Genomic DNA, 21,872 nt, shown 5'->3' on the forward strand with positions numbered 1-21,872 from the left:
TGGCCCGACCATTCAGGCCGCTCGGCGCCGCCAGTCCCTCGCTCCCTTCCCTCCATGTCGTAGGACGTCGTTCCAGTCGTTCCGATCGTTCCATGGCCAGATCGTCTCGATACGCCGTCCGGAGACCGCCTGCGCCTTCATGGCGAGCGGCACGGCGAGGCGGCCGGCACGGTCGTTGTCGGGCAACAGGATGAGACGCGACACCGAATCTGGCGTAGCAATACGTGGGATGCGCTCATTGCCGAGCGCAGCCCAGACCGGAATGCCGAGGAGGATCATCGCCGAGATCGCTGTCTCGATGCCCTCGGCAATTCCGAGTGTATCAGTGGCGGGCGCGAGTCGAACCGCACCTGTGCGGGGGTGACCGAGCAATCTGCGAGGATGCTGGAGGTCGCGCGCGCGTCGGCCCTTGCGATCCAGGAAGGTCCGGTGGACGGCCACCAATCCCGAATCATCTGTTACCGCGGCGAGCATCGCCGGTCGGAACACGGCCAGTCGCCCCCTGCCAAGCGGCGTTCGCGGAGCGAAGCGCAGGCAGTCAGGTGCAATATCGATCGACCTATTCCGCAAATAGGTCTCCGCGATTGTCCAATTTATTGGCCGACCAATGCCCCACAGCTCACGGGCACGCCGCTGTAGCCATTCCTTAGGCAGGCAGGATGGCACACCCCTGCCGTCATGCGCGTCGAGGGCGGTCAGATCGTCGCGACGGAGAGCCCGGAGCACATCGGAAATGTCGCAGCCGGCAAAGCATTTGAACAAAAGTCGTGTTTCGCCAACCCTGACCGACAGGCTCGGCGTTCGATCGTCATGAGCAGGACAGCAGCACATGCCAGAATCGCCTGACCAAGCCCCGCCTAAGCGGCGCACAAGAGCAGCCCCGGCGACCTCGAGTTCTGGCTTTCGAGACGTTGAAAACCCAGCAGGCATGGCAAGCCTCTTCATCAGGACGGACACGCAATCCCCCCCTCTCTTCCTCCTCGCTCGGCTTGGCTGCAGCATTGGTCCGATTGCCCCCGCGGCGCAGGAATGCCGCCGACCGGCAGATTTATGCCCTAACCCTTGTGACGAACGTGGCGCCGGGAATACTCGAGCCGGCGAAAGCTGCGTTGGAACCGCGCGCAAAAATGTCTCGTTGCGAGGACACGAAAGATGCGGGATTCTGATGACGCTCCGGTCGAGATCGTATTTGTCGAGCCCCTAACGGTGCGGATTTCGACCGCCGTCAAGCTTACCGGCATCAGTCGATCACGAATATATGAACTCATCGAGTCCGGCGACCTCGACACCGTCAAGGTCGGCCGGTCCACATTAATTCCATTCAAGAGCCTCAAGGCGCTGACCGGCGGCTAGCCACTTGAGTTCGCCGGTTTCCCGAAAGCGGGTCGCAGAATTTGAGCGCCATCGCGAAGCTCGTTCAGATAGTCGGACCAATGTTGCATCATGCGGACGCGCTCATCCCAATATTCGCCTCGCGTGTAGATACGGCGGGTCGCATTGGCATCGAGATGGGCGAGCTGCCTCTCGATCGCATCAGGGTGCCACATGCCCATCTGGTTGAGGAGCGTGGCTGCTGTCGATCGGAACCCATGCGCCGTCATCTCCTCGCGGCTATAGCCGAGGCGACGCAGTGCCGCGCTCACCGTATTCTCGGACATGCACCGCCGGGAGGTCCGAAACGACGGAAACAGAAATTGCCCATGGCCGGTGAGGCCGTGCAGTACTTCAAGCATTTCGAGAACCTGCCTCGACAGGGGAACACAGTGCTGGCGACGCATTTTCATTTTGTCGGCCGGGATCGTCCACACCGCGTCCTCGACATCGATCTCTGTCCATTCCGCCTGTCGCAATTCCCCCGGCCTGACGAAGACATGCGGAGTCAGTCGCAGCGCAATCGCCGTGATTTCGTGACCGGTATATCCTTCGATAGCGCGCAAGAGCGCCCCTGTTTCCTTGCGGGTCGTGATCGCGGCGTGGTGCTTTACCTTGGGTGCCGTGAGCGCGCCGCGCAGGTCAGCCGCGAGATCACGGTCGGCCCTTGCGGTGGCGATTGCATAGCGGAAGACTCTGCTAATAACGCTGCGCATTCGACGGGCACTTTCATACCGGCCATTTGCTTCGACCTTTCGGAGAACGGCCAGAACTTCCTGGGGCGTGATTTTTGAGATCGGCCGGCTGCCGATCAATGGATTGGCGATATCGAGAAGCCAGCGAATTTTGCGAAGCGTGACGGCCGCGCGCTCTTCCCGTTCGTTTTTCGCCAGCCATTCCGCCGCAATCGTCTTGAACGTGTTGTCCTCGGCGATCTTTCGGGTGATCCGTTCGACCTTCTTTTCCGCGGCCGGGTCGAGACCGGAGACGATTTTCTTGCGGGCCGCGTCTCGCAACTCACGGGCGGCGGAAATCCCGACGTCCGGCCAAGACCCGAAGTAGAGCGTCTTTTGCCGTTCGAGGTGCCGATAGTTCATTCGCCAGAGTTTGGCCCCGTTCGGCCTTACCAAGAGGTACAGCGCATCCGAATCGGCCATTTTATAGGCCTTTTCCATGGGCTTGGCGTTCGAGATCTGGATGTGGGTAAGCGTCATGATGGTTTCACCTGCAAGAGGCTGACCGGAACCATCAAAAACACCATCAAAGCTGATGGTATGCTGATGGTTCCGGCTGGATCAGCCTGGATTCCATTCAGCGATTCTCATCGAAAAAACGGTGGAAAACCAGCCGCTTGCTGGACATTCCCGGACGTTGCCGGAAAGGTCACTGGTGCCCAGAAGAGGACTCGAACCTCCACGACCTTGCGATCGCCAGCACCTGAAGCTGGTGCGTCTACCAATTCCGCCATCTGGGCACGGGGTAGGAGCGGGCGCTTAGCGGCGCGGCACGCGCCTTGTCAACCGCGCTGCAACCGGCTCGCTGCATTTTATCGAAAAGTGGCGCTTTCCGGTGCAGCCGTCCCGCTCTCCCCTTGCCCGCATCATCGCTTCGCGGCATGGGGAAGCGGACGGCGGACGGTGCCGGGACAGAATCACCACGGGCTGATATGATGCGAAATCTCGACGGACAATTGATCACGGTGCTCGGCGGCGGCGGCTTCATCGGCCGTTATGTCGTGCAGAAGCTGCTCGCGCGCGGCGCGCGGGTGCGCATCGCCGAGCGTGAGCCGCGCAAGGCGGTGTTCCTGAAACCGCTCGGCGGGCTTGGCCAGACGCAGTTCGTTGCTGCCGACGTTCGCGATGCCGCCAGCGTGGCGCGCGCGATCCAGGGCAGCGACGCGGTGATCAACCTCGTCGGCAGCTTCGACGACATGGCTGCGGTCCATGCCGAAGGCGCCGGCCATATCGCGAAGGCGGCCGCAGCCGCCGGCATCGCGGCGCTGGTGCATGTCTCGGCGATCGGCGCCGACCCGGGCGCCGCCTCGGCCTATGGCCGCAGCAAGGGCGATGGCGAGGCGCTGGTCCGCGCCGCCTTCCCCGCCGCGGCGATCCTGCGTCCCTCGATCGTCTTCGGCCGCGAGGACCGCTTCATCAATCGCTTCGCGGGGATGATCCGCATGCTTCCGGTCGTCCCGGTGATCGCGCCGGGTGCGAAGTTCCAGCCGGTCCATGTCGCCGACGTCGCCGATGCGGTGGTCGCGGCGCTCGACGCAGGCGCGGCGGGCCGGACGTTCGAGCTTGGCGGGCCGCAGGTGCTGACAATGGCTGAATTGCAGCGCTGGATCGCCGAAGCGACGGCGCGCAGCCCGCTGTTCGTCGAGGTGCCCGACGCCGTCGCCGCGGCGCTCGCCAACGGTTTCGGCTGGGCGCCGGGCGCGCCGATCACCAAGGACCAATGGCTGATGCTGCAGCACGACAATGTCGTCGCCGCGGACGCGGCGGGGCTTGGCGACCTCGGCATCGTGCCGGCGTCGCTCGCCTCGGTCGCCGACGGTTGGCTGGTGCAATATCGCCGCAACGGCCGCTTCGCCGAACTCGCCGCACGCTAACCCCTGCCCGCGCGCCCTCTGGCGCCAATCGCAAAAGCTGTTACTCTGAGCCGGGGTCGCTTCTGCTTTGCGGGGGTGTACGATGAAATATGGGGGGATGGCCGCGCTGCTGACGGCGGCGCTGGTTCTGGCTGGCTGCGACAATACGCCGGCCGATTTGCATGGATTGCCGAAGGATGCCGCCGAGCGCGCGACCATATGCGGTCGTTCGGCGCTGGCCTATGCCGCGGCGGGCAGCGGCAAGGGGGTGGCCGAGGAAAAAAGGCGGCAGGACCTGCTGCAGACCATCGTCGACAAGACGGGCTTCTTCAGCGCCACCGGCCTCGACGATGAAAAGGGCAAGGCGCTGCTCGGCGATATCCAGGACACGCTGAAGGGCGGCAACTGGCTCGGCACGCTCAACCAGTGCAAGGCGGCCTATGCGCTCGGCGACCCCGAGCCGCTACCGAAATTGCCGACCGAGCCGAAGGAAAAGCCCGCGGCCTGCGCCGCGGTCGCGGTCGCCGCGGCGTTCGGCGACGGATCGAGCGACCTCGCGGCGCTCCAGAAAAACGTCCTGATGAACCCGCAATCCTCCTATTTCCTGATCGCCGCGGCGAACCAGGACGGCGGCATGGCGGCGGCGCAGAATGCGATGGCGGGCAAGGTCGAATGGGCGATCGCGTCGGGCGCGGTCGGGCCGTTGACCGACGCCTGCGTCAAGGAATATCCCAAGGCCGCGGCGACCACCGCGGTGACGCTGCCCGCCGACGAAGGCCAGGCGGTCGCCGCGTGCGGCTTCAACGCCGGACTGCTCGGAACGCTGGAGGGCGAGGAAGGCGCGATGGCGAAGGCCGTCACCAAGAAGCTGCAGGACGGCGGCATGATGCCCGACCTCGCGCTCGCCGGCAGCCCGAAGAAGCTGCTCGAACAGGCGCTCGACCTCGGCCCGCCGGCCAATGTGCTGAAAGCCTGCGGCGCACGGTTCAAATAGCGACTGGCCAAGCCGCGCGGCTGTCCTTAGGGCAGAGACAGGACGGGGGCGTCCGACATCGGTCGGGCGCCCCCGCCTTGTTTCAGAGCCATCGTCGCAGGACCCCATGAACGAAATCATCACCGCCATCATCCTCGGCATCGTCGAGGGGCTGACCGAATTCCTGCCGGTATCGTCGACCGGGCATTTGATCCTCGCGACCGAATTGCTCGGTTATGACGCGTCGCGCTGGGCGATCTTCAACATCGCGATCCAGCCGGGGGCGATCCTCGCGATCGTCGTGCTCTACCGCAAGTTGTTCTGGGAGATGTTCACCGGTTTCTTTCGCCGCGATCCGGTCGCGATCGCCTTTGTCCGCAACCTGGCGCTTGCCTTCGTCCCCGCGGTCGCGCTCGGCCTCGCGCTCGGCGATTATATCGAAGTGCTGCTCGAAAATGCGGTGGTCGTCGCTTGGGCGCTGATTATCGGCGGCTTCGCGATCCTGCTCGTCGAACGTTATGCCAAGCCAAAGGAGAGCGGCGGGGTCGCCAATCTGTCGGTGCGCCAGTCGGTGCTGATCGGCCTCGTCCAGTGCATCGCGATGATCCCCGGGGTCAGCCGCTCGGGCGCGACGATCCTCGGCGCGATGTCGCTGGGCGTCGACCGCAAGACCGCCGCCGAGTTCAGTTTCTTCCTTGCGCTGCCGACGCTCACCGGCGCGACGGCACTGCAATTGTTCAAGCATCGCGACGCGATCACGACGAACGACCTCGGCCTGATCGGGGTCGGCGCCTTTGTCTCGTTCATCGTCGCCTGGGTGGTGATCAAGGCGTTCCTCGCGGTGGTGACGCGCTATGGCTTCACCCCCTTCGCCTGGTACCGAATCATCGTCGGCGCCGCCGCGCTGGTCTGGCTGACCATGAGATAGGGCCGGATCGGACCTTTTAATGTAAGATAGTTGCGCGGGAGACTTTCTTCTGCTCGGCAAGCTCGATATTTAGGTCAGTAAAACTTCCCTATCATGCATTTCTTGCGTGACATGGGGCATTTGACGATGCAATCGCCCCGCAACGAAGGGGAAATTGCATGGCTGCCGATCGCATGCTCCAGTTTGTGGGGCGTGAACAATCCTATCCCGACAAGCGCTCGGCCGAAGAGCGCGCGCGGGATTTCCGCGAAATCGCCGAGCGCTATGCCGCGCCCGACGCCGATGCGCAGGCCGCGCGCTGTTCGCAGTGCGGGGTGCCCTATTGCTCGGTGCATTGCCCGCTCCACAACCACATTCCCGACTGGCTGCGCCTGACCGCCGAGGGGCGGCTGCGCGAGGCCTATGAACTCAGCAACGCGACCTCGACGATGCCCGAGATCTGCGGCCGCATCTGCCCGCAGGACCGGCTGTGCGAGGGCAATTGCGTCATCGAATTTTCGGGGCATGGCGCGGTGACGATCGGCAGCGTCGAGAAATATATCACCGACACCGCCTGGGCCGAGGGCTGGGTCGAACCCGTGCATCCCGGCAAACCCACCGGCCAGTCGGTCGGCATCGTCGGCGCCGGCCCCGCGGGCCTCACCGCCGCCGAATATCTGCGCGTCGCGGGGCATGAGGTTCATGTTTATGACCGCCACGATCGCGCCGGCGGACTGCTGACCTATGGCATCCCGGGCTTCAAGCTCGAAAAGGACGTCGTGATGCGCCGCATCGAGCGGCTCGAAGCCGGCGGCATCCATTTCCATCTGGGGTTCGAGGTCGGCGCCGACGCGACGCTCGACGAACTGCGCCGGAAACATGACGCGATCCTGATCGCCACCGGGGTCTACAAGGCGCGCGAGATCGCGGTCCCCGGCAACGAAGCCGCGGGCGTCATCGCCGCGCTCGACTATCTCGTCGCCTCGAACCGCAAGGGCTTCGGCGACGCGGTTCCCGCGTTCGACGACGGCAGCCTGAATGCTGAGGGCAAGCATGTCGTCGTCATCGGTGGCGGCGACACCGCGATGGATTGCGTCCGCACCGCGGTGCGTCAGGGCGCGAAGTCGGTCAAATGCCTCTATCGCCGCGACCGCGAGAATATGCCGGGGTCGCAGCGCGAGGTCGCCAATGCCGAGGAGGAAGGCGTCGAGTTCGTCTGGCTCTCGGCCCCCGAAAGCTTCACCGCCGACAAGGCGGTCAAAGAGGTCGCGGTCGCGGGCATGCGCCTCGGCGCCCCCGACGCCAGCGGTCGCCGCAGCCCCGAGGCCGATCCCGGCCGCCGGTTCGACATCCCCGCCGACATGGTGATCAAGGCGCTCGGCTTCGATCCCGAGGAACTGCCGCATCTGTTCGGCGCGCCCGACCTCAGCGTCACCCGCTGGGGCACTTTGCGCGTCGATCATCAGACGATGATGACCAGCCTGCCCGGCGTTTTCGCCGCCGGCGACATCGTGCGCGGCGCCAGCCTCGTCGTCTGGGGCATCCGCGACGGCCGCGATGTCAGCGACCAGATGGCGAAATGGTTGAAAGTCCGCGCGGAAAGCGAAATGAAGGCGGCATGACCATCAGGGGAAGGAATCACATTATGTCGACCTGGAAATCCATGCTGCTCGCCGGCACGATCGCTTTTGCGCCGCTGACCGCCCACGCCGCCGCGCCCAAGGAAGCGCCGGCCGCCGAAGTGATCGCGGTCGACGTGCCGGCCGATGATTATGTCGATCCCTCCTCGCCCGAAGGCCTCGCGCAGACCAAGGCCAAGATGCAGAAGGAAATGGATCAGGCCATCGCGATGGTCGAGAAGATCTTCGGCACCGACAAATTGCCGCCGATCGCTCCCGCGCAGCTGGCCATCGCCCAAAAGACGACGGGTGCGCTCGTTCCGACGGGCAGCCTCGAAAAGATGATGGACAATCTTTACGGCAAACTGTTCCGCGGCCTGATGGGCGAGCTTGGCGGCATGTCCGACATCATGCTGTCGTACAAGACCGGCGTGGAAGCCGACAAGATTTCGGCGCTCGACGACGTGACCAAGGAAAAGATCGCCGACATCTTCGACCCGAACCGCAAGGCGCGCGAAGAGCAGATCATGACCAACGTCAAGCCGCTGATCAGCGAAGTGCTCCGCGACCTCGAAGTCCCGATGCGCGAAGGCATGGCGAACGCCTTTGCCCGCAAGTTCAGCGCCGACCAGTTGAACCAGATGAACGCCTTTTTCGCGACCCCGGCGGGCAGCGCCTATGCCAGCGAATGGATGGCGCTTCAGGCCGACCCCGAAATCATCCTCGCCATCATCAAATCGGTGCCGCCGATGGCGAACAAGTGGATCGACCGTGCTCCCGAACTGGAAGGCAAGTTCAAGGACCTGCCGAAAGAGCGGCAGATGGCCGACCTCAGCGACGCCGACCTCACCAGGCTGGCCGGGCTGATGAAGGTCGATGTCCAGACGCTCAAGGACCAGCGTGACCTTTACAAATCGGTCGACGATGCGGCGATGGAGGCGACCGATGCCGCGGCCTATGACGACACTGCCGTCGAGGCCGCTGCCGATGCCGCCGCTGCGGCGGTCGACGCCGCGGGCGACTTCGACGCCGGCTACGACCGCAGCAACTGGTCCGACGCCGATCGCGAAAAGGTCGAGGCGCTCGAAACTGCGGTCAGCGAAGCGACCTCGGCCGCCTATGAAGCCGAGGCCGCCGCCGCTGCCAACGCCCGCAAGAAGCTCGGCCTGCCCGACACCGCCGAATAGGCGCCACAAAACAAGACACCGTCAGGACTGCATGATGACCCACTATCCCACTCCCGAACATGCCCGGCTCGAAGCCGAGGGCATGTACCGCCCCGACATGGAATCCGACGCCTGCGGCGTCGGCATGGTCGCCGCGACCGACGGCAAGGCCTCGCGCCGCGTCGTCGAGGCGGCGATCGAGGCGCTGCGGGCGGTGTGGCATCGCGGCGCGGTCGATGCCGATGGCAAGACGGGCGACGGCGCGGGCATCCACGTCGACCTGCCGGTGCGTTTCTTCGACGATGCGATCGCCGCGTCGGGGCACAAGGCGCTGCCCAATCGGCTCGCGGTCGGGATGATCTTCCTGCCGCGCACCGACCTCGATGCGCAGGAACATTGCCGCACCATCGTCGAATCCGAGATCATCGACGCAGGCTACACCATCTATGGCTGGCGCCAGGTGCCGGTCGACGTGTCGGTGATCGGCGACAAGGCGCAGCGCACGCGGCCCGAGATCGAGCAGATCATGATCGCCGGGCCGCTTCCCGACGCGCAGTCGCTCGCCGAGTTCGAAAAGCGCCTCTACCTCGTCCGCCGCCGGATCGAGAAAAAGGTCGTCGCGGCGCAGATCGCCGATTTCTACATCTGCAGCCTGTCGGCGCGTTCGATCATCTACAAGGGGCTGTTCCTCGCCGAGAGCCTCGCCGATTTCTATCCCGACCTGACGAACAAATTGTTCGAAAGCCGGGTGGCGATCTTCCACCAGCGCTATTCGACCAACACCTTCCCGCAATGGTGGCTGGCCCAGCCCTTCCGCTGCCTCGCCCATAATGGCGAGATCAACACGATCCGCGGCAACAAGAACTGGATGAAGAGCCACGAGATCAAGATGGCGAGCCTCGCCTTCGGCGAGCATAGCGAAGACATCAAACCGGTCATCCCCGCGGGGGCGTCGGACACCGCCGCGCTCGACGCGGTGTTCGAGGCTTTGTGCCGCGCCGGCCGCGACGCGCCGACGACCAAGCTGATCCTCGTCCCCGAAGCCTGGGGTGACGATGCCGAGGTGCCCGATACCCACCGCGCGATGTACTCCTATCTCGCCAGCGTGATGGAGCCGTGGGACGGCCCTGCCGCGCTCGCGATGACCGACGGCCGCTGGGCGGTCGCCGGCATGGACCGCAACGCGCTGCGCCCGCTGCGCTACACGCTCACCGTCGACAATCTGCTCGTCGTCGGCTCCGAAAGCGGGATGGTGCTGCTGCCCGAGGCGAGCATCCGCAAGAAGGGCCGCCTCGGCCCCGGCCAGATGATCGCGGTCGACCTCGACGAAGGCACGCTCTACGAGGACCGCGCGATCAAGGACCGGATCGCCGGCGCACACGACTATGCGTCGCGGGTGAAAGGCTTCCGCAGCATGGCCGACCTGCCCAGGGGCGGCAAATCGACCCTGCCCGCCTTCGACCGCAGCGAGCTTTTGCGGCGCCAGGTCGCCGCCGGGCTGACGATGGAGGATATGGAGCTGATCCTCTCGCCGATGGTCGAGGATGCCAAGGAAGCGATCGGCTCGATGGGCGACGACACCCCGCTCGCGGTCATCTCGGACAAGCCGCGCCACGTTGCGCAATTTTTCCGCCAGAATTTCAGCCAGGTCACCAACCCGCCGATCGACAGCTTGCGCGAACGGCATGTGATGAGCCTCAAGACGCGTTTCGCCAACCTCGCCAACATCCTCGATGAAAAGGGGCAGAGCGATCATGTCCTCGTCATCGACAGCCCCGTGCTGGTCGGCGACGACTGGGACCGGCTGCGCGCCTATTTCGGCGACGCGGTCGCCGACATCGATTGCACCTTCAAGGTCGGCGGCGATGCCTCGACCCTGCGCGAAGCGATCGCGCGCGTCCGCCGCGAAGCCGAGGATGCGGTGCGCGCCGGGCGCAGCGAATTGTTCCTGAGCGACGAAAAGCTGGGCGAAGGCCGCGTCGGCATGGCGATGGTGCTCGCCGCCGCCGCCGTCCACACCCATCTCGTCCGCAAGGGGCTGCGCAGCTATGCCTCGATCAACGTCCGCTCGGCCGAGGTGCTCGACACCCATGCCTTCGCGGTGCTGATCGGTGTCGGCGCGACCACCGTGCAGGCCTATCTGTCCGAAGCCGCGATCGCCGATCGCCAGGCGCGCGGACTGTTCGGCAGCGAACTGGCGCTCGACGACTGCCTGAAGCGCTTCCGCAAGGCGATCGACGACGGTCTGCTCAAGATCCTCGCCAAGATGGGGATCGCGGTGATCTCCTCCTATCGCGGCGGCTATAATTTCGAGGCGGTGGGTCTCAGCCGCGCGCTCGTCAACGACCTCTTCCCCGGCATGCCGGCAAAGATTTCGGGCGAAGGCTATCAATCGCTGTTCATCAACGCGACCGAGAAGCACGAGGCGGCGTATGACAAGCGCGTCACCACCCTGCCCATCGGCGGCTTCTATCGCCAGCGCGCGGGCGGCGAGACCCACGCCTATTCGGCGCAGCTGATGCATTTGCTGCAGACCGCCGTCGCGACTGACAGTTACTCGACCTACCTCCAGTTCGCGCGCGGCGTCGCCGACCTGCCGCCGGTCTATCTGCGCGACCTGATGGAGTTCAACTATCCGGCGCAGGGCGTCGCGCTCGACAGCGTCGAAGCGATCACCGAAATCCGCAAGCGCTTCGTCACCCCCGGCATGTCGCTTGGCGCGCTCTCGCCCGAGGCGCATGAAACGCTGGCGATCGCGATGAACCGCATCGGCGCCAAGGCGGTATCGGGCGAAGGCGGCGAAGCGAGCGAACGCTACCAGCCCTATGCCAATGGCGACAATGCCAACAGCAACATCAAGCAGATCGCGAGCGGGCGCTTCGGCGTCACCGCCGAATATCTCGGCGCCTGCGACGAGATCGAGATCAAGGTCGCACAGGGCGCCAAGCCCGGCGAGGGCGGCCAGCTTCCGGGCTTCAAGGTCACCGAATTCATCGCGCGGCTGCGCCACTCGACCCCCGGCGTGATGTTGATCTCGCCGCCGCCGCATCACGACATCTATTCGATCGAGGATCTGGCGCAGCTCATCTACGACCTCAAGCAGATCAACCCGCGCGCGCGGGTCTGCGTCAAGCTCGTCAGCTCGGCGGGCATCGGCACCGTCGCGGCGGGCGTCGCCAAGGCGCACGCCGACGTCATTCTCGTCTCGGGCAACACCGGCGGCACCGGCGCCAGCCCGCAGACCAGCGTCAAATATGCCGGCACCCCTTGGGAAATGGGCCTCAGCGAGGTCAACCAGGTCCTCACCCTCAACGGCCTGCGCCACCGCATCCGCCTGCGCACCGACGGCGGGCTCAAGACCGGGCGCGATATCGTCATCGCCGCGATCCTCGGCGCCGAGGAATATGGCATCGGGACTTTGAGCCTCGTCGCCATGGGCTGCATCATGGTGCGCCAGTGCCACAGCAACACCTGCCCCGTCGGCGTCTGCACGCAGGACGAAAAGATGCGCGCCAAGTTCACCGGCAGCCCCGAGAAGGTCATCAACCTGATGACCTTCATTGCCGAGGAGGTGCGCGAAATCCTCGCCAAGCTCGGCTACCGCAGCCTCGACGAGGTGATCGGCCGCACCGAATTGCTGCGTCAGGTCAGCCGCGGCGCCGAGCATCTCGACGACCTCGACCTCAACCCGATCCTCGCCAAGGTCGATGCCCCCGACAACGAGCGCCGCTCGCACGGCCTGCTCCGCAACCCGGTGCCCGACAGCCTCGACGCGCAGATATTGAGCGACGCCAAGCCCTTGTTCGAGCGCGGCGAGCGGATGCAGCTGACCTACAATGTCCGCAACACCCACCGCGCCGTCGGCACCCGCCTGTCGGCCGAAGTCACCGCGCGCTTCGGGATGAAGGGTCTCGCCGACAATCATGTCCAGGTCCGCCTGCGCGGCACCGCGGGCCAGTCGCTCGGCGCCTTCCTGTGCCAGGGCATCAGCCTCGAAGTGTTCGGCGACGCCAACGACTATGTCGGCAAGGGCTTGTCGGGCGGCCGCATCATCGTGCGCCCGACCGTGTCGAGCCCGCTGGTCAGCCAGCACAACACGATCGTCGGCAACACCGTCCTCTATGGCGCGACCGCAGGCACCCTGCTCGCGGCGGGGCAGGCGGGCGAACGCTTCGCGGTGCGCAACTCGGGCGCCAACGTCGTCGTCGAGGGCTGCGGCGCCAACGGCCTCGAATATATGACCGGCGGCATCGCGGTGATCCTCGGCACCGTAGGCTCGAACTTCGGCGCCGGCATGACCGGCGGCATGGCCTTCGTGCTCGACGCCGACGACCATTTCGAACGCCGCGCCAACCCCGAATCGATCGTCTGGCAGCGCATCGAAAGCCGCCATTGGGAAGGCGTGCTCAAGGCGCTGGTCGAGGATCATGCCAAGGCCACCGGCAGCAAATGGTCGAACGAGGTGCTCGCCGACTGGGACCGCTGGCTCGGGCAATTCTGGCAGGTCTGTCCCAAGGAAATGGTCAGCCGCCTGTCGCACCCGCTGCGCGACGAGGAAATGGCGGTTGTGGCGGCGGAATAGCCAAATAGTCCTCCCTGTCGCGAAGCGATGGGGAGGGGGACCGCCGCGAAGCGGTGGTGGAGGGGCCGCGACGTTGCGTTATCGCCCCTCCGTCAGCGCTCCGCGCTGCCACCTCCCCACGGCTTCGCCGCAGGGAGGATCGCTTTGCCCCACCCCCGCATCGTCCCACCGCATCTCCTGCCATGTTCAGCCCAGCGAAAGCGTTGTGTCTCCATACACCCCGCTTTCGCTGACCCCGCACCCTTCCCGGAAAGGAAGATGCCGATGACCCGCTGGACCCCCAAACTCGCCCTGGCCGCCCTTCCCCTGCTCGCCATCGCCGCGCCGCTTCCGGCGCAGGCCGCCGATGTGCGCGATGCCGCCGCGACGCTGACCGATCCTGTCGAGGCCGATCGCATGGCCGACTCCGTGACGATCCTCGTCGATGCGCTGATGCGCACCAACATCGGCCCCCTTGCCGAGGCGATCGCGCGCGTCGATCCGGAGTCGGACGCAGCTTATATTCCCCATGATGCAACTTTGGGCGAGGTGACGGGCAGCAACCCCGACGCCGGCCGGCGCATGGGCGACGACGTCCGCGCCACCTCGCGCATGGCGGGCCAGCTCGCGACGACCGCTGCTGCTTATGCCCCGGTTCTCAAGGATATGGCGCGCGATCTAGCGGCGCAATGGCAACGCGAACGCGACGCCGCGCGCCGCTGATCCACAGCCTGCGGCGCCGCAACGCACCATAGCCGTTGCGCGCCGCGCCCCCCTGCCGCTATGCCCACGCCATGTGGCAACTTTACCAATATCCGCTCTGCCCCTTTTCGCGCAAAATCCGCCTGCTGCTCGGTGAAAAGGGCGTCGGTTACGATCTGGTGCGCGAATCGCCATGGGAGCGCCGAGACGAATTCATCGACCTGAATCCGGCCGGGCGGACCCCGGTGATGGTCGACAATGCGCGCGGGCAGGTGCTGATCGACAGCATGGCGATCGCTGAATATTTCGAGGAGACGGTCGAAGGCAAGGCGATGATCAACGGCACCGCCGCCAATCGCGCCGAAATCCGTCGTCTGTCGGCCTGGTTCGATCAGGATTTCTATTATGAGGTCACCGGACCTTTGCTGTTCGAACGGATGCAGAAGCGCATCGTCCACCGCCAGCCCCCCGACGGCGGCGCGCTGCGCGAGGCGATGAAGGCCGCGAACCAGCATCTCGACTATGTCGACTATCTCATCGACCACCGCACCTGGCTCGCCGGCGCGACGATGAGCCTCGCCGACCTCACCGCCGCCGCGCATATCTCGGTCGCCGACTATCTCGGCGGCATCGACTGGACCGGGCATGAGCAGACGAAGGGATGGTATTCAGGGCTGAAATCCCGGCCCTCCTTCCGCCCCCTGCTGGCGGAGCGGATGGAAATCGTGACGCCGCCGAAATATTATGAGGATGTGGACTTCTGACGCGGCGAGGAAGTCGCTGTTCCCCGGCGAAAGCCGGGGTCCATGCGATGTAGCGCTGTGCGATCCGGGCCCCGGCTTTTGCCGGGGAACACGAACTCAGCAGCTCTTATACTTCCAGTTGCGGTCCTTGCCCTCGGCGACCTGCGCGACGATCGTTTCGATGCGCTTGATGCGCGTTTCCTCGCGCTTCGCCTCAAGCACCCATTCGATATAGTCGCGGCGCTTGCCCGGCGAAAAGGCATCCCAATGCCCCTGCGCTGCGGCATTGGCCCCCAGCGCCGCGCCAAGGTCGTCGGGCAGGTCGAGCGCCGCCTTGGGTTTCGGCGCCGGACGCTTGGCCTTGCCCTCGGCGCATAGCGCCGCCGCCTTGGCGATATAGGCCGCCATCACCTCGTCCGACGGCAAGTCGGCCAGCGTCGCCAGCCGCCCCATGCTCCCCATCGCATCGGTATCGCGCGGCGATCCGGTGACCTCTTCGTCGCGCCAGAAACCGAAGGTCGCATGGCCCTTGAACGCCGCCATGCCGGCGAGGTTCTGCCCGCCAAGCGTGAAATGCGGAACGCCCCATTTCAGCGTCTCTTCGGCGCCGGGTGCGTGCGCGTGCACCAGTTCGCGCAAATGGTTCAGGATAGGCTGCGCGAAAGCCTGCCGCGCGGCGATATAAGCATCGACGCGCGGATCGCGGCTCATCCCGGCCACCGCGCGGTGACGAGGTAATTGAGCGCCTCGCTGCCGCCGAGCTTGAAGCCTTTCGCCGGCGACGGCGACAGCCCGGTCCGGTCGATGACCTCCAGCCCCGCACCTTCCATCAGTTTCGTCAATTCCTCGGGCTTCAGGAACTGGTCCCAGTCGTGCGTCCCGCGCGGCACCGCGCCGACGCGCTCGGCCGCCTCGACGAGCAGCAGTTTCGACAGCATCGTCCGGTTCGGGGTCGACAGGATCATCAGCCCGCCGGGCGCAAGCCGCGCCGCGAGTTCGCCGATGAACGCCGCGGGATCGGTGACATGCTCGACGACCTCCATCGAGGTGACGAGGTCGAAGGTCGCCGCCGGCAGCGCCGCCAGTTCGCCAGCGAAGTAATTGATCGCCAGCCCCTGCCCCGCCGCATGCTCCTGCGCCGCCGCAATATTCTCGGGCGCCGCATCCACCCCCGTTACCCCGGCGCCCATCCGCGCCAATGGTTCGGCGAGCAGCCCGGCGCCGCACCCAACGTCGATCGCACTTTTTCCGGTGAGCGGGTGCCGCTCGCGCGTGTCGCCGTGCCAATGCGCGTCGATCTGGCTGCGGATATAGGACAGCCGCACCGGGTTCAGTTTGTGCAGCATCGCCGACGACCCATGCGGGTCCCACCAGTCGGCGGCGAGCGCCCCGAAATGCGCGGCTTCGTTCGGGTTGATCGTAGCGGTGCTCATGGCCGTTGATGTGGCACCGGGGCATCACCGGCGCAAGAAATTCTATCCGCCGTGTGCGTTGCCGGTCTTGCCTTCCCCCGCCCCCTTCCCTAACAGCCGAGCGCCGCAAAATTGTACGAATGTTGCGGTGGAAACCAGTTTCTTGAAAGCGGGGCGAGATGGCGCGGATCGTGATGAAATTCGGGGGCACGTCGATGGCGGGCACCGAACGAATTCGCACCGTGGCGAAGCTCGTCGCGCGCGAAGTCGCCAACGGCAACGAGGTCGCGGTCGTCGTTTCCGCCATGGCCGGCGAAACCGACCGCCTCGTCAATTTCTGCCGCGAGGCAAACCCGCGGTACGACCCCGCCGAATATGACGTCGTCGTTGCCGCAGGCGAACAGGTGACCTCGGGCCTGCTCGCACTGACGCTGCAGGCGATGGGCACCCCGGCGCGCAGCTGGCTCGGCTGGCAACTGCCGATCCGCACCGAGGAAGCGCATGCCCGCGCGCGCATCATCGATATCGACACCGGCGCACTCGGCGCCGCGATGGCGCGCGGCGAGGTCGCTGTGATCCCCGGCTTCCAGGGCATGATGGACGACGGCCGGATCTCGACGCTCGGCCGTGGTGGCTCGGACACCAGCGCGGTCGCGGTCGCCGCGGCGCTCAAGGCCGACCGCTGCGACATCTACACCGACGTCGACGGCGTCTACACCACCGACCCGCGCATCGTCGCGCGCGCGCGCAAGCTCGATTATGTGACCTATGAGGAAATGCTAGAACTCGCGAGCGTCGGCGCCAAGGTGCTGCAAACGCGCTCGGTCGGGCTCGCGATGAAGATGGGCGTGCGCGTGCAGGTGCTGTCGAGCTTCGTCGAAGGCGATGAGGCTCCCAAAAAAGGCACGATGATCGTCAGCGACCAGGAAATAGAGGAACATCAGATGGAACGGCAGCTGATCACCGGCATCGCCCACGACAAGAATGAAGCGAAGATCATCGTCACCCGCGTGCCCGACAAGCCGGGCGCGGTGGCGAACATCTTCGGCCCGCTCGCCGCCGCCGGGATCAACGTCGACATGATCATCCAGAATGTCGGCCGCGAAAAGGGCGAGACCGACGTGACCTTCACCGTCCCGGGCACAGACCTCCTCCGCTCGATCGACCTGCTAGAAGCGTCGAAGGACAAGATCGGCTTCAACCGCATCATCAGCGACGACAAGGTCGCCAAGATCAGCGTCGTCGGCGTCGGCATGAAGAGCCACGCCGGGGTCGCGAGCACGATGTTCCGTGCGCTCGCCGACCGCGGCATCAACATCCAGGCGATCTCGACCAGCGAGATCAAGGTCAGCGTGCTGATCGACGAGGATGAAACCGAACTCGCGGTGCGCGTGCTGCACACCGCCTACGGACTCGACGCCGACTGACCCTGTCTATTCGGCCGGCTGCAACCCCGCCGCGCGGCGACGCAGCCGCGCCTGACCAATCAGATAGACGACAGCGACGTGGATCGCGAACAGGCCGAACTTCGAAGCCAGCGGGAATATCCCGATGAACAGCGGCCACCCGGTCGTGAAGAAGATCGCAACGATCAGGTTGAGGCCGGCGCTCAAGAACATCAGCGCGGCCCAGATCATGCCGAAACGATCCATCACGTCGCCGACCAGTGCCAGTTGCTCGGGCGGGATATAGCGATTGAGCCAGCCTTTCCGTAGCATCACCGTCCCGACGATCAGATAGACGATCGTCGGCTTGGCCATCACGAAGCGCGGGTCGCCGGTCAGCAGGGTCGCGGCGGCGGTGAACAGCACCGATGCGAGGCTGATCCATTGCAGCGCCGCGACCTTGTGGCCGCTTGCCAATTCGTACCCGACGACCGCGAGCGCGACGATCGTCCCCGCGACGGTCGCCGGAACGATCCCCGCGCCGAGGCCGAGCAACACCGCGAAAACGATAATGCCGAGGGAATCGAACAGCATCGGCCCGAGCGCATAGAAAAGCTGTCTGGACATATCGCACCTCCAATGTTTCCACTGTCAATATCGAGCGGGCGGATCGTCGAGTCAAGCATAAATTGACACCGTAAACATTGACGCGCTAATCGGCGGCCATGACCAAACCCTATCATCACGGCGACCTGCGCGCGGCGCTGCTCGCGGCGGCCGAGGAAATCGTGAACCGCGATGGCGTCGCCGGCCTCACCCTGCGCGGGGTCGCGCGCGAGGTCGGTGCCTCGCACGCCGCCCCAAAAAATCATTTCGACGACCTGACCGGCCTGCTCAGCGAACTCGCGGCGATCGGCTTCACGCGCTTCGCCGATCGCATGCAGGCCGCCGCCGCCGCGCAAACCGCGCCCGCCGACAAGCTCAACGCGATCGGCCGCGCCTATGTCGAATTCGCGCTCGCCGAGCCCGGCCTGTTCCAGCTGATGTTCCGCGGCGAACGCCTCGACAAATCGCGCCCGGCGCTGAACGCCGCGATGGAGCGCGCCTTCGGCACGCTGACCGGCTCGGTCGCCGCCACCCATGAAGGCGACCCCGACGTCGCGCGCGCCACCCGCGCCCATGCGGCGCGGGCGTGGAGCATGGTCCATGGCTATGCGATCCTGCTGCTCGACGATCGCCTCAACCCGTTGCTCGATGCGGGCGCCCCGCGCGAGGATGCGCTCGCATTGCTCGACGACATGCTGAAGGGCTGAGGCCGGCCTTGCGCGGGCCCGGCATCCGGCGCATGCCCGCCCGCAGAGGCGGTGCACTCGCTTCCGTCGACGGAGGGGCAAGGGCGATGAGATTTCCCGGCAGTTTCTTGGCGGCATTGGCGCTCACGCTGACCGCCGTTCCCGCGGCTGCGCAGGTTCCGCCCTTCCCGACCGCCTTCACGACGCAGGAGATCGCGGCCAATGGCACGACGCTGCATGTCCGTGTCGGCGGCAAGGGACCCGCGGTCGTCCTGCTCCACGGCTATGGCGAGACGGGCGACATGTGGGCGCCGCTCGCCGCCGCGCTGATGAAGGATCATACCGTCGTCGTTCCCGACCTGCGCGGCATGGGGCTGTCGGCGCATCCCGACGGCGGTTATGACAAGGCGACGCAGGGCCGCGATATCGCCGCCGTGCTCGACAGCCTCAAGATCGGCAAGTTCGCGCTGGTCACCCACGACATCGGCAACATGGTCGGCTTCGCGCTCGCGACGCAGCAGCCCGATCGCGTCACCCGCTTCGCGCTGCTCGACGCGCCGGTTCCCGGGGTCGGGCCGTGGGACGAAATATTGAAGAACCCGCTGCTCTGGCATTTCCGCTTCGGCGGCCCCGACATGGAACGGCTCGTCGCCGGGCGCGAACGCATCTATCTCGACCGCTTCTGGAACGAGTTTTCGGCCGATCCCAAGCGGTTCGACGAAGCCTCGCGCGATCATTATGCCAGGCTCTATGCGCTGCCCGGCGGCATGCATTCGGGGTTCGCGCAGTTCGCCGCCTTCGATCAGGACGCCATCGACAACCGCGCCTGGCTCGCCAAGGGCCAGAAACTGACGATGCCGGTGCTGGGGATCGGCGGCGCCAAATCCTTCGGCCCGACGATGGCGCTCGTCATGCGCTTTGCCGCAACCGACGTCAGCGAAGGCGTGATCCCCGACGCCGGGCACTGGCTGATGGAAGAACAGCCCGACGCGACGGTGAAGATGGTCGCCGCCTTCCTGAACGCCCCCTAGCGCAGCCGCACCGTCGCGGTGACCGACAGGCCGGGGCGCAATTGCGCCAGCGCCGCCTGTTCCGGATCGAGCCGGATCCGTACCCCGACACGCTGAACGATCTTGGTGAAATTGCCCGATCCGGGCTCGAACGGCAGCAAAGTGAACTCGCTCGCCGAACCGGGCGCGAGGCTTTCAACGGTACCGGTCAGCGGATCGCCGCCGAGCGCATCGACATGGACCTCGGCCTTTTGCCCGGACCGCATCTCGCGCGTCTGGGTCTCCTTGAAATTGGCGACGACATAGAGCGACCGCGTCGGCACGAGGGTCAGCAGCCGCGAGCCCGGCTGGACATAGTCGCCGACCTGCACTTGGCGGTTGCCGACCACGCCGGCGATCGGCGCCCGGACCAGCGCATGCCCTTTGTCCTGCCGCGCCAGCGCCAGCGCGGCGCGGGCCTTTAGCGCTGCCGCCTCGGCCGCCTGGATCTGCGCGAGCAACACCGGGCGCCGCGCCCTGGTCACCGCCGCCTGTTCGTAGCTGGTGCCGAGGTCGGCGCGCGAGCGCTGCGCCGCCGATGCCGCGCCGACCGCAGTCGCGCGCACCTGGTCGGCATCGCGGCGCGTGACGAAGCCATCGACGAGCAGGCTGTCGTACCGCTTGAGGTCGGCCGACGCCCGCACGGATTCGGCGTCGGCAGCGGCGATCTGCGTTCCCACCGCCCGGATCTGCGCCGCCGCAAGCCGTTCGTCGGCGCCAAGCGCGGCCAGCGCCGCGCGCGCCGTCGCGACCCGCGCATCGGCGTCGGCGACCGCGGCGACCGCCGCCTGCAGCCGCGCGTCATAATCCTCCGCGTCGATGCGGACGAGCGGGTCGCCCGCTTTCACCGCCTGGTTATCCTGCACCAGCACCGCCGCGACCAGCCCGCCGACCTTTGGCGCCACCGTGCTCGAATCGGCCTGCAGATAGGCGTTGTCGGTCGATTCCGCGGTGCGCGGCGCGGTCAGCCACCAGATGCCCGCGGCGGCAACCAGCAGCGCGATCAGGCCGACCTTCCAAGCCTTTTTCGGGAAGGCGAAACGCCTCGCCACGGGGGCTTCGGCCTCGATCACCGTCGGCGCGTTCATGGCGTGATCACCAGCAGGGTCGACGTCGCCGTGGCATAGAGCCGCCCCTCCGCATCGGTTAGCTTCGCCTCGACATAAGCGACGCGGCGACCGATCGAGATCACCCGCCCCTCGGCGCGCACCGTGCCGGTCTTGTCGGTCATCGCCTTCAGATAGCTGGTCTTGAGTTCGAGCGTCGTCATCGCCTGATCGTCGGCGAGCCTGGTCACCACCGCGATGCCGCAGGCCGAGTCGAGCAGGGTCGCGGCATAGCCGCCATGGACCGTTCCCATCGGATTATAATGTTCGGGTCCCGGCACCCCCTCGAACGCCGCCCAACCCTCGCCCGCATCGACGAGCTGAAACCCCAGCGTATGCCCGATCGGCGGGCGCCCGCCCGCGGCGATCAGCCCCTGCACCTTGGCAAGCGTCATGGCGCGATCTCCAGTCCATAGCGCGCGACGATGCTGGCGTGGGTGTCGGCCAGCAGCGCGTCGGAGAGCGCGGGATCGCCGACCGCGCGCGCCAGTGCGACCCCGCCGACAAGCTGCGCGAGCAGCGCATGCGATTCCGCCTCGGCATCGGTGCAACCGAGCGTCGCCAGCGGCACGGCAAGGCGCGAAGCAATGCCGACCACCCCGGCGCCGAACCGGTCGCGCGTCGCGGGTTCGGACCGCGCGAAATCGCCCGACAGCGTCGGCAGTGGACACCCCCGGTCGCGACTGTCGCGATGCGCGGGCGAGAGGTAGAAATCGACATAGGCGCGCAACACGGCTTTCGGATCGCCGGCGGCATCGATCCGCTCGGTCCGCGCCCGCGCATCGGCGAACATCGTCCCGATCGCCTCGCCGACCAGCGCGTCCTTCGATGGGAAATGGGCATAAAAGCCGCCGTGGGTCAGTCCCGCGCGCGCCATGATGCCCGCGACCGCGACATTGTCGGGACCCTTGGCGCGAATTTCCTTCGCCGCTTCCTTCAACACCCGTTCGCGCGTTTCGGCGCGATGCCCACTCGAATAGCGCACTTGCGATCTCCTTT

At 66.1% G+C, this 21,872-nt stretch carries 20 protein-coding genes and 1 tRNA gene; 12 read left to right on the forward strand and 9 right to left on the reverse strand.

Annotated features, from left to right (window positions below):
- Positions 1 to 12: 12 nt before the first annotated feature.
- A complete protein-coding gene (locus AC3WS4_RS21595; RefSeq protein WP_456114829.1) occupies positions 13 to 1,002 on the reverse strand; it encodes a DUF7146 domain-containing protein in 990 nt (329 codons plus the stop codon).
- 150 nt (positions 1,003 to 1,152) lie between these two features.
- Here AC3WS4_RS21595 and AC3WS4_RS21600 point away from each other — a divergent pair, with 150 nt between their 5' ends.
- On the forward strand, positions 1,153 to 1,353 hold the full coding sequence (locus AC3WS4_RS21600; RefSeq protein WP_039575699.1) for a helix-turn-helix domain-containing protein: 201 nt from the start codon (positions 1,153 to 1,155) through the stop codon (positions 1,351 to 1,353).
- Here the strand turns inward: AC3WS4_RS21600 and AC3WS4_RS21605 are convergent.
- A complete protein-coding gene (locus AC3WS4_RS21605; protein ID WP_039575702.1) occupies positions 1,350 to 2,585 on the reverse strand; it encodes a tyrosine-type recombinase/integrase in 1,236 nt (411 codons plus the stop codon). The two genes, AC3WS4_RS21600 and AC3WS4_RS21605, sit on opposite strands and share 4 nt — an antisense overlap.
- A gap of 173 nt (positions 2,586 to 2,758) precedes the next feature.
- Positions 2,759 to 2,845: transfer RNA gene (locus AC3WS4_RS21610), tRNA-Leu, on the reverse strand.
- A gap of 195 nt (positions 2,846 to 3,040) precedes the next feature.
- Here AC3WS4_RS21610 and AC3WS4_RS21615 point away from each other — a divergent pair.
- From AC3WS4_RS21615 to AC3WS4_RS21650, 8 genes are all read left to right on the forward strand, one after another.
- Positions 3,041 to 3,979 (forward strand): complex I NDUFA9 subunit family protein, encoded by a 939-nt coding sequence (locus tag AC3WS4_RS21615; protein WP_492740582.1) that lies wholly within the window; start codon positions 3,041 to 3,043, stop codon positions 3,977 to 3,979.
- An 82-nt stretch (positions 3,980 to 4,061) separates the two neighbouring features.
- Entirely contained in the window at positions 4,062 to 4,952 is an 891-nt protein-coding gene (locus tag AC3WS4_RS21620; protein ID WP_492740353.1) for a hypothetical protein, read from the forward strand.
- Positions 4,953 to 5,058: 106 nt separating this feature from the next.
- Positions 5,059 to 5,859, forward strand: a complete 801-nt coding sequence (locus AC3WS4_RS21625) for an undecaprenyl-diphosphate phosphatase (protein WP_492740354.1) — start codon at positions 5,059 to 5,061, stop codon at positions 5,857 to 5,859.
- Between the two features lie 158 nt (positions 5,860 to 6,017).
- Positions 6,018 to 7,460: an NAD(P)-dependent oxidoreductase gene (locus AC3WS4_RS21630; RefSeq protein ID WP_492740355.1), complete on the forward strand. Its 1,443-nt coding sequence runs from the start codon at positions 6,018 to 6,020 to the stop codon at positions 7,458 to 7,460.
- A gap of 23 nt (positions 7,461 to 7,483) precedes the next feature.
- The gene (locus tag AC3WS4_RS21635; RefSeq protein ID WP_492740356.1) at positions 7,484 to 8,644 is read left to right on the forward strand and encodes a DUF2059 domain-containing protein; all 1,161 of its coding nucleotides are present in this window, start codon (positions 7,484 to 7,486) and stop codon (positions 8,642 to 8,644) included.
- Between the two features lie 31 nt (positions 8,645 to 8,675).
- Positions 8,676 to 13,205: a glutamate synthase large subunit gene (gltB, locus tag AC3WS4_RS21640; protein WP_492740357.1), complete on the forward strand. Its 4,530-nt coding sequence runs from the start codon at positions 8,676 to 8,678 to the stop codon at positions 13,203 to 13,205.
- Positions 13,206 to 13,469: 264 nt separating this feature from the next.
- Complete coding sequence (locus AC3WS4_RS21645; RefSeq protein ID WP_492740358.1) at positions 13,470 to 13,907, forward strand: hypothetical protein; 438 nt, start codon at positions 13,470 to 13,472, stop codon at positions 13,905 to 13,907.
- A 71-nt stretch (positions 13,908 to 13,978) separates the two neighbouring features.
- Entirely contained in the window at positions 13,979 to 14,650 is a 672-nt protein-coding gene (locus AC3WS4_RS21650; protein WP_187140240.1) for a glutathione S-transferase family protein, read from the forward strand.
- Positions 14,651 to 14,746: 96 nt separating this feature from the next.
- Here AC3WS4_RS21650 and AC3WS4_RS21655 read toward each other — a convergent pair whose 3' ends face one another.
- Both AC3WS4_RS21655 and ubiG read right to left on the reverse strand, forming a co-directional pair.
- Entirely contained in the window at positions 14,747 to 15,340 is a 594-nt protein-coding gene (locus tag AC3WS4_RS21655) for a YdeI/OmpD-associated family protein (protein ID WP_492740359.1), read from the reverse strand.
- Complete coding sequence (ubiG, locus tag AC3WS4_RS21660; RefSeq protein WP_492740360.1) at positions 15,337 to 16,062, reverse strand: bifunctional 2-polyprenyl-6-hydroxyphenol methylase/3-demethylubiquinol 3-O-methyltransferase UbiG; 726 nt, start codon at positions 16,060 to 16,062, stop codon at positions 15,337 to 15,339. The genes AC3WS4_RS21655 and ubiG overlap by 4 nt, the downstream gene beginning before the upstream one ends.
- Positions 16,063 to 16,220: 158 nt before the next feature.
- On the opposite strand from ubiG, the gene AC3WS4_RS21665 reads away from it, so the two are divergent.
- Complete coding sequence (locus AC3WS4_RS21665; protein ID WP_492740361.1) at positions 16,221 to 17,468, forward strand: aspartate kinase; 1,248 nt, start codon at positions 16,221 to 16,223, stop codon at positions 17,466 to 17,468.
- Positions 17,469 to 17,474: 6 nt separating this feature from the next.
- Here the strand turns inward: AC3WS4_RS21665 and AC3WS4_RS21670 are convergent, their stop codons facing one another.
- Positions 17,475 to 18,053 (reverse strand): inner membrane-spanning protein YciB, encoded by a 579-nt coding sequence (locus tag AC3WS4_RS21670; protein ID WP_492740362.1) that lies wholly within the window; start codon positions 18,051 to 18,053, stop codon positions 17,475 to 17,477.
- A gap of 98 nt (positions 18,054 to 18,151) precedes the next feature.
- Here AC3WS4_RS21670 and AC3WS4_RS21675 point away from each other — a divergent pair, with 98 nt between their 5' ends.
- The gene (locus AC3WS4_RS21675) at positions 18,152 to 18,739 is read left to right on the forward strand and encodes a TetR/AcrR family transcriptional regulator (protein ID WP_492740363.1); all 588 of its coding nucleotides are present in this window, start codon (positions 18,152 to 18,154) and stop codon (positions 18,737 to 18,739) included.
- Positions 18,740 to 18,825: 86 nt separating this feature from the next.
- Entirely contained in the window at positions 18,826 to 19,749 is a 924-nt protein-coding gene (locus AC3WS4_RS21680; protein ID WP_492740364.1) for an alpha/beta fold hydrolase, read from the forward strand.
- Here AC3WS4_RS21680 and AC3WS4_RS21685 read toward each other — a convergent pair.
- The 3 genes from AC3WS4_RS21685 to AC3WS4_RS21695 are packed head-to-tail and all read right to left on the reverse strand — an operon-like array spanning position 19,746 to position 21,858.
- Positions 19,746 to 20,855, reverse strand: coding sequence for an HlyD family secretion protein (locus AC3WS4_RS21685; RefSeq protein ID WP_492740365.1), 1,110 nt, complete (start codon positions 20,853 to 20,855; stop codon positions 19,746 to 19,748). The genes AC3WS4_RS21680 and AC3WS4_RS21685 overlap by 4 nt on opposite strands.
- Positions 20,852 to 21,268, reverse strand: a complete 417-nt coding sequence (locus AC3WS4_RS21690) for a PaaI family thioesterase (RefSeq protein ID WP_187140232.1) — start codon at positions 21,266 to 21,268, stop codon at positions 20,852 to 20,854. Before AC3WS4_RS21690 ends, AC3WS4_RS21685 begins: the two co-directional genes overlap by 4 nt.
- Positions 21,265 to 21,858: a TetR/AcrR family transcriptional regulator gene (locus AC3WS4_RS21695; RefSeq protein ID WP_492740366.1), complete on the reverse strand. Its 594-nt coding sequence runs from the start codon at positions 21,856 to 21,858 to the stop codon at positions 21,265 to 21,267. The genes AC3WS4_RS21690 and AC3WS4_RS21695 overlap by 4 nt, the downstream gene beginning before the upstream one ends.
- Between the last annotated feature and the right edge of the window lie 14 nt (positions 21,859 to 21,872).

This window comes from Sphingopyxis sp. EU05-FHT14B03 (genome assembly GCF_058790875.1).